This window comes from Fibrobacter sp. UWS1 (assembly GCF_002300445.1).
In the GTDB taxonomy this organism is placed as follows: domain Bacteria; phylum Fibrobacterota; class Fibrobacteria; order Fibrobacterales; family Fibrobacteraceae; genus Hallerella; species Hallerella intestinalis.
Map to the genome: position 1 here is coordinate 2015783 of NZ_NSGW01000001.1, position 12457 is coordinate 2028239.

The window sequence follows — 12457 nt, forward strand, 5'->3', positions numbered from 1 at the left end:
GGATTTTTATTGGAGATGGATTTTAAAACTTAAAAGTCCCTGCTTTGCAGAGACTTTTAAGAGCGGGGAGGGCGGGATTCGAACCCGCGATAGGGTTACCCCTATACGTCCTTAGCAGGGACGCGCCTTCGGCCAACTCGGCCACCTCCCCTAATTCGGGGATTCCAATTCTACATATTATTTCAAAAAATTTCAAGTTAAAATTTTAAAAAAGGCTCAAATATCTATTTTTTAACCCGATTTAGAGCGGGTAATCATGATGACTTGGATAAAAACACTATTGAAAATTGCCGCAGCACTCTTTATTGTTGGCCTTCTTTGCCTGATTCCGGCATATCTGATTGTCTTTAAGTATCTGCCGAAGCAGGATCCCGACGGCATTTTTAATCGCCGATATATTCTTTCCGAGCTTTCTGGCGAATCCCGGGTGTATTATCGGGACGGCGAACGCCTTCTCGGATCATTTTTTGACGTGAACCATCGGATTTATGTGCCCTTTGGTGAAATTCCAGAAAATATTGTGAATGCGCTAATCGCTGCGGAAGATTCCCGTTTTTTTGAACACGGGGGATTTGATGTCTCGGGATTTAGTCGGGCGATGTTCAACAATATCCGGGCGGGAAGGTTGCAGCAGGGAGGCTCCACTCTGACCCAACAGACGGTCAAAAATATCTATGGGCGAGAGGAAAGAAGCGTCAAGGCGAAGTGGAAAGAGCTGATCAATGCGCTTCGGATGGAACATTTTTTCTCCAAGGAAGAAATTCTGGAATTTTATTTGAACCAGTTCCATGTTTCGGGAACCGGTAAGGGCGTGGCGATTGCAGCCCAGTACTTTTTTAACAAAGAGTTGAAGGATTTGACTTTGGCGGAGTGTGCTTTCATTGCGGGTTCCGTCAAAGGCCCGTTCAATTATGATCCTTTCATCCAGCGGAATCAGGAACGTCGGGATCGGGCATTAAAGCGTGGTCAGGAACGTTTAAAATATGTTCTCGGTCGCATGGTGGACGAAGATTTTATTTCTCAAGCGCAAATGGATTCGGCGCTATCCAGGCCGCTGGAATTTAATCACGGGAAATTCCGTTTTTCCCTTTCGACGCAGCTCTCCCGAATAGAAGAAAAATTCGATTCCGAATTTTACCAGAATCTTTTTGAAAAAGAAGGCGTTTCGGATTGGCGTAAAGCGCAGCTGCAAATTGTGACGACAATCGATGCGGATTATCAGATGGCGGCAAAGCGGGCTGTCCAGAATAATATCTCGGAGCTGCAAGTCAAGTTGGGCGGTTTCGCTCTTCCCAAGTCCGACCAGCCGAATAGGGCTGCGTTTGCGCGCGTCGGGGACTATCTGTATGGGGCTGTCGATTCTGTGCAGTATGATGCCAAGGGAAATCTTGCGGGCATCTTCCTTTCTTTTGGGCAGTTGCACGGACAGGTGGACAAAGACGAACTTGTCGATTTGGGGAAGCGCATGAACGCCGACGTGAAAACGGTCCTTGCGCCGAGGCTAGGCAAAGGTTCCGTATTGCTTGTGAGTGTCAAAGATTCTGTTCCTGTAAATGGGGCGATTCCCTGCGCTATTGAAACGGAGCCGGTTTTGCAAGGTGCGCTGGTCGCTTTGCAGAATGGGGAAGTTGTCGCCAGTCAGGCGGGATTTCACAATACAGGCTATGATCGTTCTTTCAAAGCCCGTCGTCAGTTGGGGTCCAGCTGGAAGCCGTTGCTTTTTGGGCTCGCGCTCAAGTACCATTGGCATTATCTCGATGAATTGGAAAACGACTTCAACCTGTTCCAATTTGAAAATGATTTTTATTTTCCGCGCCCGGATCACAAGAACAAGGGAGAAACCGTCAGTATTTTGTGGGCGACAGTCCGCTCGGAAAATATCGCGACCATCTGGCTTCTCGATCATCTTTTGGACAAGCTTTCCGATGAGGAATTTGCGGAAGTCGCTGCAGAAAACGGCTACCTCAGGCGAGAAGAAGAAACGACGGAAGATTACCGGAAGCGTCTGCGGGACAAACATGGGCTCTATCTCAACGAAACGGCGAAACAGGAGATGGAATTTACCAAAGCGCAAAAAAATCTCTATGAAAAATTCATTTACGAAAATCGCCCGAATGCCGCGCGGGCTTTGCGGAATATGTTCTATGGAAGAAACGTGGAAAATGGGAAAAAGAAATATCGGAAAATAGACAAGTCGTATTTTGCGGAATTTGACCACAACTTTTTGCGCTATCTCGGCATTCTCAAGGAGCAAGATCTGAAGGCGACGGCTCCCGATGAAAATCTGACGGAACCGATTGCGGACCGGGAAGTCTATCCGGATTTGAAACTATCGGATATTCGGCGTTTGAACGGCATGGTGGAAATTCCTTCGGAAGAAACGGACTATTCCAAAGTGGAATCGCTCCGCTATTGGCCGGATTTTAGACGCTCGGTTTCTATGGCGGCATTTGCCCGCTTTGCCAAGGAAATTGGAATCCAGGGAGAACTTCGCGAGGTTTTGAGCATGCCGCTGGGAGTGAACGAAATACCCTTGTCGGAAATGACGACGGCGTATCAGACTTTGCTTTCGGGAAACATTTACAAGTGCGCCGACGGAGATTGGAATGAACCGTGCTTGATAAAAGAAATCCGGAATCGCGAAGGGCGGGAAATCTTTGCCAATGCCGTCGAAGTGAAAAAGGTCCTTTCCGATTCGGTGACGGAACAAATGGCCGTGATGCTTCACGCTGTATTTGAATATGGCACTGCTCGTAGCCAGTATAAAAATCTCACTGTGCTGTCGCCGTCAAAGGACGCTTCGCTTTTATTCCCTGTGTTTGGAAAAACCGGAACGACGAACGATTATAAGAACGTGGCCTTTTTGGGAGCTATGCCGACTTATGTTCCCGACAAAAACGGATTCGGACAGGACTCCGTAATAGCGATTGGCAGTTATGTGGGCTTTGATGATAACCGCCCGCTGAAATCGGGAAGGACTCGGATTGCGGGTTCTTCGGGCGGGCTTCCTCAATGGGCGGATTTTGCGAAGAAGGTGATTCAACTTCGGGAAGAAAATCGTCATATCGATTTTTTGGACATTTCGATGCTGGCGAAAGGTGCTGTCCCGCTGCGGCTTGGATTGGAGCGGGGTGAAATTCAGGTAGGACCGATGACGGGGCTTCCCGTGTACGCCGCTTCCGAAAATTTGAGAGCGATTCCTCTGTTGGATATTGCGGGCTACACGTCGCCGGCTCAAGTGGAATCTGCTGCGGCAAGTGCGGCAAATGTCGGAATCGTCACTTCGCTTTCGATGCCATCGTTCGCGATGGATTCTTTGAAAAAGGAAACGGTTTCCGCACCGCCTGTTGACGATTTTGAATTGCCGGCGGATTTTTCGGGCGACAACGCCTTTGTCCCGATTGAACCGGGCGAGATATTTTAAAAATAGAGGAGTTTATGCGGACTTTGTGGATTTCGTTTGGTCTCATCTTGGCTCTGGTTCTGACTGCTTGTACTGGGGCTCCTCGCACGGAAAATTTTCCGAAATCCGAAGTGCCGGTTTCTTTGGATTCGCTTTCTGATTTTAAAACGCCCGAGCAAATTTCATTGCCTCCAAATTTGCCCCCCTCGAGTGTCGATACCGTTGTGGCGGCACCTTTGGATTCGACGCCGACGATTCCTGCCGAAGAAAAACGGATAGAGGCGGAGACGGAAACCGTCGATGATGCGGACATCTATGTGGACATTCCTAGGCTTGCGCGCCAGGCTTTGGCTCGTGCGGACTCCTTTTATAAGGCGGGAACTTTAGATTCTGCACTGGCGATACTCGAAAAATTTTCGGTACTCAATCCCTTGTGGGAAGAATGGCAAATGCAGGCGAAAAACTTGAGCGAAAAAATCAAAGCGTCGGATTCGCAAAAAGAGGAAAAATGCTTTCGTCTTTTAATCGATTTGAAAAATGCGCAGTCGCGTCGAGCAGCGTATGCGGAAATCAAACAGATTGCCGATTCGGTACGCACCTTTTCCCTCAACGACTCTCTATCGGTTTATTTGGATTCCATGGTCAACGTGGCCTTTGCTCGCTCTTTTCAAAAAGCGCAATCGGCTCGAGATTCGGCTTTGGCTTTAGCTCGTGAAAAGGCGGATTTTCTCAATGCCGAAAAACGGCTTACGGAATTGCTTTTGCATTTTCCCGATTTTGCGGACACGTTGAATCTGCGGGGCGCATTAGTGACCGTTGCCAATTTGCAACAGGAAACCTCTTTGGCGTCGGCTGCCTATTGGAATTCCCATGATCCACAAAAAGAACTTGAAAATGCCAGAAAATGGGCGAAAGAAAAAAAATGGCAGATGGCCAAGGAAATGTATCAGAAACTCAAATCGAGTAATCTTCGCGGCGATGCGCTTCGGGATATGGATTCTCTTTATGTGGATTATTGTACGGAAAAACGCAAAAATGCGGCGAACTATTTTGCGGAATACAAGCGCGCTTCTGCCAAAGTTCAAAATAAAGCGGAAAAGCTCCATCGGGCAATCGCCGAACTGGACGCTTGCTTGGAGTTTGCGCCGGAATATAAAGAGCGTTCTACGGTGATATCGAATCGGCAATTTTTGCAATCGGAACTCCAAAAATGATTTTGGGCTTTGAATGGTATATGTATGTCGCCTTTTTCTTGGTGGGAATGCTGGCGAGTGTAATCAATAGCATTGCGGGCGGCGGCAGTACCATCAGTTTGCCGATAATGATTTTTTTAGGACTTCCGCCAACGATTGCCAATGGAACCAATCGGATTGGATTATTTGTAGGAAATTGCACGTCGGCGGTTAATTTGTTCAAACATGGACTATTGAACAAGAAGGTCTATGCGAATTTATTTTTTCCCACTTTGATCGGATCGCTTCTCGGGATATTCTTTTTGCTCAAAATAAACGACAAGGTTTTTCAAGGCATTCTTTCGGTCGCCATTTTTGCTGTCGCCGTGATGGGCAATTTGAATCGGAATCTTTTTGGCAAGCCGCCAGAGAATCCGCCCGAAAAACTCTCCTTGCCGGCGTTTCTCGTCTTTTTTGCCATTTCCATTTATGGCTGCATTGTGCAGGTCGGTGTCGGCTTCTTGCAAATTTTTGCCCTTTCCCGTTATACGGGGCTGGATCTTTTGCACGTCAATGCGATTAAGAACGCTTTGACATCGACGTTTTTGCTGGTCAGCACCGTGGGCCTAATTGTCATAGGGAAAGTGGAATGGGGTTTGGCCGTTTGCGTTGCGGTGGGGGCTTGTTTGGGCGGCTTGATGGGGAGTCGTTTGCAGCGCAAAAAAGGAAATGTTTTTATTCGGCATTTCATTTCGTTCGCCAGTTTGATTATGGCGGTAATCCTGCTGAAAAATATATTGATGTGATAAAATGAATTTGTGCGCAATTTTAAAGAGGCGCGTTTCGACGTAGAAAATTGTGGACGATTGAATTTGATTTATGGCCTCCTCTAAAAATTCATTTTCAAAAGATTGTTGCATTGTGTGGTTAGTTCTCAGTGGTTGGTTTTCGCGTAAAATTAGGAGCTTATATACCGCGAATTTTCACCGTCAATGCGACTGATATAGGTTGAATCGGGAAGAAAAAAAGTTCCCTAGGGCTAGCCCCTGGGGAACCTGGCCGAAACTTTTCTACCTTGCCGATTCTACCAAAAAAGGACATGGCGGTGAGTCTCAACCAAGCACAAAGATACGAAATACGAGCGCTCAATGCGGCAAAGATCCCCCCGAAAAACATAGCCTTGCAGCTGAAGGTCCACAAATCCACAATCTACAGGGAACTAAACAGGGGCGGCGGCCGCCAGCATTACGACCCGGTCAAGTCGCAGGAACGGGCAGACCTCCTTGCCGCGACAAGTCACCTGCATTACGACTACGACGAGGACGACTGGAAAATCGTGGACGGGAAAATCAAGGAAGACTACTCTCCCGAACAGGTGAACGGACGCGCGAAACTCGATGGGATGGGTGTCCCTAGCGTCGCCACGATATACAGGCATGTGAACAAGGACGAGGACCTGAAGAAGCACTTGCGGCACGGCAAGAAACCATACCGTAAGCGCGGGGAGAAGAAGGACAAGAGAGGCCAGATTGTAGGCCGCGTGCCCATCGAGGAACGTCCGGCAATCGTGGACGAGAAATCACGCGTAGGCGACATCGAGATAGACCTGATAAACAGCGCGGACCATGACGCGAACCTGCTCACGATCAACGACAGGATGACGAATTACAGCCTGATAAGGTATCTTCCGACGAAGAACGCGAAAGACCTGAAGAGAACGCTTGTGAGGGCGCTGAAGGACTTTGAGAAAACGTTCGAAGTCAAGATTCTCACAATCACTTCGGACAACGGGAAGGAGTTCGCCTGTCACGCAGAAATAGCGAAAGCTATGAAGGCGGATTACTACTTTGCGAACCCGTACCACTCCTGGGAGCGCGGTGCCAACGAGAACATGAACGGTCTAATACGCCAATATCTTCCCAAGAAGGAGTCGTTCAAGGGAATCTCTCCCCGGAAAGTTCGCTGGATACAGGATAAACTGAACAACAGGCCTCGAAAAAGGCTTGACTTTATGACCCCTTTAGAGTATATTTATACGCAAGTTAAACTACAAACCTAAGTCGCGTTAGCGACGAAAATCCGCCTACGAAATACTCGCCGTTAAGTTTTTCTTTAAAATGTGAACTTCTTTTCAAAGCAGAAATTTCTTTTCATAAGATGAAATTTTCTCGCGGGCTGCGAGGTGCTTATGAGTCTTGGGAAATAATCACTAATCACTTCTCCCTTGCCGCTGGTTGGTGTGCTTGTCGAAGCACTTTATCAAAGCCATTTTTTGAGACGGTCTTTGGGTGCAGATTTGAAAAATTTGGCAGAATGATGGTGGATTTGCGGACGGACACTGATTTGTCATGCGAAACAAGACGGCTAAAAAGCCTTTTGATCGGGAGTTTTTATCATCTATAGAGAGAATCATGCGGAGAAAAAGCCCTCGTTTCAGAAAAAGTTTTCAAAGAAAATGAAGAAAAGAGAATTTAGATTGTGAACATCTTGTGCATAAAGTGAATTTTTGCGGTTGTTACTCAATGAATTCATATTGCAAGCGAAAAAAAAGCGTGAAAGCCGGGAAAAAATGCCCAGGACCCCTTGACGGTTCGCGAGGAATTTCTATAATTGGCGTCGTTCCGGTCGAGAAGTCCGGGACGCCCGCCCCGAAGAGGCCGGGTGCTCGTTGAAGGATTTGGAGATGTGCTTGAGTGATGCTCCGGTCAATAACATTGACGGAAAGAGAGAGCGTGCCCGGACAGACCTTATAAAACAATGAAGAGTTTGATCCTGGCTCAGAACGAACGCTGGTGGAGTGTCTTATACATGCAAGTCGAGCGAGGACGGCAGCTTGCTGCCGAGCCGAGCGGCGAATGGGTGAGTAACGCGTAAGCAACCTGCCCCGCATTCCGGAACAACCGTGCCAACGCGCGGCTAATGCCGGGAGCCGTGGCGCCCCGCATGGGGCGTTGACGAAAGATTCATCGATGCGGGATGGGCTTGCGTCCGATTAGCTAGTTGGCGGGGTGACGGCCCACCAAGGCGACGATCGGTAGCCGGCCTGAGAGGGCGATCGGCCACATTGGGACTGAGAGACGGCCCAGACTCCTACGGGAGGCAGCAGTAGGGAATATTGCGCAATGGGGGCAACCCTGACGCAGCAACTCCACGTGTGGGATGAAGCATTTCGGTGTGTAAACCACTGTCGGATGGGAATAAGGCGTCGCCACGGCGGCGTTGAATGTACCATTAGAGGAAGCACCGGCAAACTTCGTGCCAGCAGCCGCGGTAATACGAGGGGTGCGAGCGTTGTTCGGAATCACTGGGCGTAAAGGGAGCGTAGGCGGACCGCCAAGCGTTCTGTGCAATCCCGGGGCCCAACCCCGGACCCGCAGAGCGAACTGGCGGCCTTGAGTAGTCCAGAGGCCGGCGGAATTCCTGGTGTAGCGGTGGAATGCGTAGATATCAGGAAGAACACCGATGGCGAAGGCAGCCGGCTGGGGACTTACTGACGCTGAGGCTCGAAAGCGCGGGTAGCAAACAGGATTAGATACCCTGGTAGTCCGCGCGGTAAACGATGCATACTAGGCGTTCCGGGGCGACCCGGGGTGCCGCAGCCAACGCGTTAAGTATGCCGCCTGGGGAGTACGTACGCAAGTATGAAACTCAAAGGAATTGACGGGGGCCCGCACAAGCGGTGGAGCATGTGGTTTAATTCGACGCAACGCGCAGAACCTTACCAGGGTTTGACATGGAATCGCCGCGGCGAGAGATCGCCGTTTTGCAGCAATGCAACGGTTCGCACAGGTGCTGCATGGCTGTCGTCAGCTCGTGTCGTGAGATGTTGGGTTAAGTCCCGCAACGAGCGCAACCCACGTTTCCAGTTGCCGCCCGCAAGGGGGCTCTCTGGAGAGACTGCCGGGGACAACCCGGAGGAAGGTGTGGATGACGTCAAGTCCTCATGGCCCTTACATCCTGGGCCACACACGTGCTACAATGGGCGGTACAATGGGCAGCGGGGCCGCGAGGCCGAGCCAATCCCCAAAGCCGCCCTCAGTTCGGATCGGAGTCTGCAACTCGACTCCGTGAAGCTGGAATCGCTAGTAATCGTGGGTCAGCACACCACGGTGAATACGTTCCCGGGCCTTGTACACACCGCCCGTCAAGCCATGGAAGAAGGGAGTGCTCTAAGTCGCGATGCCAACCCGCAAGGGAGCCAGCGCCTAAAGCAAGACCTTTGACTGGGGCTAAGTCGTAACAAGGTAGCCGTACCGGAAGGTGCGGCTGGATTACCTCCTTTAAGGAGTAAACCGCGGTTCCGAGAGGGCCGCTACCGGCACGCCTCGACTCGGCGTCACCAAGTACATCTCTAAGCATTTCAATGAGTCTAGGGTCTGTAGCTCAGTTGGTTAGAGCACCGCTCTGATAAGGCGGGGGTCAATGGTTCAAGTCCATTCAGGCCCATTCGCTGAAAAGCGTGGGGTTATAGCTCAACTGGTAGAGCGCCAGCTTTGCAAGCTGGATGTTAGGAGTTCGAGTCTCCTTAGCTCCATACTCTTTGAAGCAATAAGTTTTTGAATAATCAATCTTTGAATTGGTTAGCCACTTGACAGTACGGGAAGCAATTCCAGAGAATAGAAACAAGCGAGAAGCGAAGCAATTTCGAGCGAGGGCGTCGAGAAGACGGGGCCCGAGCCGCTCATGCGAGGCGAGAGCTATATCGCTGGAACGAGGAATTAAGCGAGAGAGCGCACACGGGGGATGCCTAGGCATTCGTCGGCGACGAAGGACGCGACAAGCTGCGAAAATCCGGGACGAGGCGCACGGAGCCATTGACTCCCGGGGATCCGAATGGGACAACCCGCCCGGGGCGACCCGGGCACCCCGCGGCCGAACACATAGGCCACGGGGAGCCAACCCAGCGAACCGAAACATCCAAGTAGCTGGAGGAGAAGACATCAACCGAGATTCCCCAAGTAGCGGCGAGCGAACGGGGAGGAGCCCAAACCGGGAGCGATCCCGGGGTTGTAGGACTGCCGCGTGACGCCCATCCGGGGACCGAAGCGGGCTGGAAAGCCCCCCCCAGCAGGTGACAGGCCTGTAGGGACCTGGTAGGGCGCTTGGCAGCATCCTGAGTAGGGCGGGGCACGTGAAACCCTGCCTGAAACCGGGGGGACCACCCTCCAAGGCTAAATACGAGCGAATGACCGATAGCGATGAGTACCGTGAGGGAAAGGTGAAAAGCACCCCGAGAGGGGAGTGAAACAGAGCCTGAAACCGTGTGCGCACATTCAGTCGGAGGGGGGATTCATCCTCCTGACGGCGTGCCTTTTGTTTAATGAGCCAGCGAGTTGCTCGTGTACGGCGAGGTTAAGGCCCTAAGGGCCGGAGCCGCAGCGAAAGCGAGTCTTAACAGGGCGTCCAGTCGTACGCGGCAGACACGAAGCCTTAGTGATCTACCCATGGCCAGGCTGAAGCGGGGGTAACACCCCGTGGAGGGCCGTACCGATATACATTAAAACGTGTTCGGATGAGCTGTGGGTGGGGGTGAAAGGCCAATCAAACTGGGCGATAGCTTGTTCTCTCCGAAACATATTTAGGTATGGCGTCGCGACAGGCCGCCGGGGGTAGAGCACTGGATGGACTAGGGGGCACACCCGCTTACCAAACCCAACCAAACTCCGAATACCGGCGCACCGATTCGCGGCAGACAGCCCGCGGGTGATAAGATCCGCGGACGAAAGGGAAACAACCCTGACCACCGACTAAGCGTCCCCAAGTACGCGCTGAGTGGGAAAGGATGTGGGACTGCTCAGACAGCCAGGAGGTTAGCTTAGAAGCAGCTATCCTTTAAAGAAAGCGTAATAGCTCACTGGTCGAGCGGTCCCGCGCCCAAAATTATCGGGACTAAGCGCGTCACCGAAGTCGTGGGCTCCGCAAGGAGCGGTAGGAGAGCGTTCCGCAGGCCTGGGAAGGCGGGTGGCGATGCCCGCTGGAGGTACCGGAAACGAGAATGCTGGCATGAGTATGCGAAAACGCGGGTGGAAAGCCCGCGCACCGAAAATCCAAGGTTTCCCGGGTAAAGTTAATCTTCCCGGGGTCAGCCGGGACCTAAGACGAGGCCGAGAGGCGTAGCCGATGGAGACGGGGTCAAGAGTCCCCGGCCTCCTTCGAGGCGATACGACCGACGGGGCGACGCATCGGGCAGGATCGAGCGGCAGATGGACGCCGCGGAAGGAGCGCAAGGCGGAGGGGCGGCAAATCCCCCCTCCACATGCCCCAGACTCCGGACCGGGGGAGGGCTTCGGCCCGAGCCCGAGAGATCCCAGCCGGTGCCGGGAAAACCCCCTAAGGGAGCCGAGAGGGAGCCCGTACCGTAAACCGACACAGGTGGATGGGGCGAGAAGCCCAAGGTGCTTGAGACAACCCAGGAGAAGGAACTCGGCAAATTAACCCCGTAACTTCGGGATAAGGGGAGCCCCCTTCCGTGACCCCGCGCAGGGCGAGCGGAGGGAGGCCGCAGAGAAATGGCAGAAGCGACTGTTTACCAAAAACACAGGGCCATGCGAACCAGCAATGGGCAGTATATGGTCTGACACGTGCCCGGTGCCGGAAGGTTAACGGGAGGCGTCATCCGCGAGGAGAAGCGCTGAACCGAAGCCCCGGTAAACGGCGGCCGTAACTATAACGGTCCTAAGGTAGCGAAATTCCTTGTCGGGTAAGTTCCGACCTGCACGAATCGTGTAACGACTTCTGCACTGTCTCCTCCTGAGACTCAGCGAAATTGCAGTGCCGGTGAAGATGCCGGCATCCCGCACCTGGACGGAAAGACCCCATGAACCTTCACTGAATTTTGACATTGGTTTTAGGCCTTGGATGTGTAGGATAGGTGGGAGGCTTTGATGGCGGGGCGCCAGCCCTTCCGGAGCCGCCCTTGAAATACCACCCTTGCAAGGCTTGAGGCCTAACCCGCGCCCCTGACCGGGGCGGGGGACCGTGTCTGATGGTCAGTTTGACTGGGGCGGTCGCCTCCCAAAAGGTAACGGAGGCATCCAATGGTTCCCTCAGCGCGGTCGGTAATCGCGCGCAGAGCATAAAGGCAAAAGGGAGCCTGACTGCGAGGCGGACACGCCGGGCAGGTACGAAAGTAGGGCTTAGTGATCCCGCGGTACAGCGTGGAACGGCCGTTGCTCAATGGATAAAAGGTACTCTGGGGATAACAGGCTGATCTCCCCCAAGCGTTCATAGCGACGGGGAGGTTTGGCACCTCGATGTCGGCTCGTCGCATCCTGGGGCTGGAGAAGGTCCCAAGGGTTTGGCTGTTCGCCAATTAAAGCGGCACGCGAGCTGGGTTCAAAACGTCGTGAGACAGTTTGGTCCCTATCCGGTGTGGGCGTACGAGACTTGAGGGAGCCTGTCCTTAGTACGAGAGGACCGGGACGGACGCACCTCTGGTGTACCGGCTGTCGCGCCAGCGGCACCGCCGGGTAGCCATGTGCGGATCGGAGAAACGCTGAAAGCATCTAAGCGTGAAGCCGTTCCCAAGATAGGGTCTCGCGGGGGCAACCCCCTGAAGGGCCGTCATAGACGATGACGTCGATAGGTCGCAGGTGTAAGCGCGGCGACGCGTTGAGCCGAGCGATACTAATAGCCCGTGAGGCTTTTCCTTTTTTTTCGGCGATGTGGCTTTGCCGCGCGTGGGCGGCTTGGTCCCTGCAGGCGCCCGTTCGGAGCTTCGCGCCCCGCACTTTCCTTTTCTGGGATCCCGTACTGAGAGTTTTCAATTTCGGCGGTCATCGACGGTGGGTCATACCCGTTCCCATTCCGAACACGGAAGTCAAGCCACCTGTCGCCGATGGTACCTGGCCTTCGGGCCCGGGAGAGTAGGTCGCCGCCGGAT

At 52.7% G+C, this 12457-nt stretch carries 4 protein-coding genes, 3 tRNA genes and 3 rRNA genes; 9 read left to right on the forward strand and 1 reads right to left on the reverse strand.

Translation table 11 applies throughout. The features are described from left to right. Positions 1-63: 63 nt before the first annotated feature. Positions 64-151 (reverse strand) — tRNA-Ser (locus tag BGX14_RS08770). A gap of 105 nt (positions 152-256) precedes the next feature. Here BGX14_RS08770 and BGX14_RS08775 point away from each other — a divergent pair. The 9 genes from BGX14_RS08775 (at position 257) to rrf (ending at position 12457) form a co-directional block, all read left to right on the forward strand. After that, positions 257-3424: a transglycosylase domain-containing protein gene (locus BGX14_RS08775; RefSeq protein WP_233126468.1), complete on the forward strand. Its 3168-nt coding sequence runs from the start codon at positions 257-259 to the stop codon at positions 3422-3424. Between the two features lie 14 nt (positions 3425-3438). Further along, a complete protein-coding gene (locus tag BGX14_RS08780) occupies positions 3439-4617 on the forward strand; it encodes a hypothetical protein (protein ID WP_073304772.1) in 1179 nt (392 codons plus the stop codon). Further along, a complete protein-coding gene (locus BGX14_RS08785; protein WP_073304774.1) occupies positions 4614-5381 on the forward strand; it encodes a sulfite exporter TauE/SafE family protein in 768 nt (255 codons plus the stop codon). The genes BGX14_RS08780 and BGX14_RS08785 overlap by 4 nt, the downstream gene beginning before the upstream one ends. 293 nt (positions 5382-5674) lie before the next feature. After that, entirely contained in the window at positions 5675-6634 is a 960-nt protein-coding gene (locus BGX14_RS08790; protein WP_095878741.1) for an IS30 family transposase, read from the forward strand. Between the two features lie 695 nt (positions 6635-7329). Continuing rightward, a 16S ribosomal RNA gene (locus tag BGX14_RS08795) occupies positions 7330-8857 on the forward strand. Positions 8858-8947: 90 nt separating this feature from the next. Then, positions 8948-9021, forward strand: a tRNA-Ile gene (locus tag BGX14_RS08800). 15 nt (positions 9022-9036) lie between these two features. Next, positions 9037-9109, forward strand: a tRNA-Ala gene (locus tag BGX14_RS08805). Between the two features lie 180 nt (positions 9110-9289). Beyond that, a 23S ribosomal RNA gene (locus tag BGX14_RS08810) occupies positions 9290-12226 on the forward strand. A 116-nt stretch (positions 12227-12342) separates the two neighbouring features. Then, a 5S ribosomal RNA gene (gene rrf, locus BGX14_RS08815) occupies positions 12343-12457 on the forward strand. The 16S, 23S and 5S rRNA genes sit together here with 2 tRNA genes alongside, the layout of an rRNA operon.

Coding starts and splice junctions, on each gene's coding strand:
- BGX14_RS08775 (WP_233126468.1), top strand. CDS start 257: ATGATGACTTGGATAAAAACACTATTGAAAATTGCCGCAGCACTCTTT.
- BGX14_RS08780 (WP_073304772.1), top strand. CDS start 3,439: ATGCGGACTTTGTGGATTTCGTTTGGTCTCATCTTGGCTCTGGTTCTG.
- BGX14_RS08785 (WP_073304774.1), top strand. CDS start 4,614: ATGATTTTGGGCTTTGAATGGTATATGTATGTCGCCTTTTTCTTGGTG.
- BGX14_RS08790 (WP_095878741.1), top strand. CDS start 5,675: ATGGCGGTGAGTCTCAACCAAGCACAAAGATACGAAATACGAGCGCTC.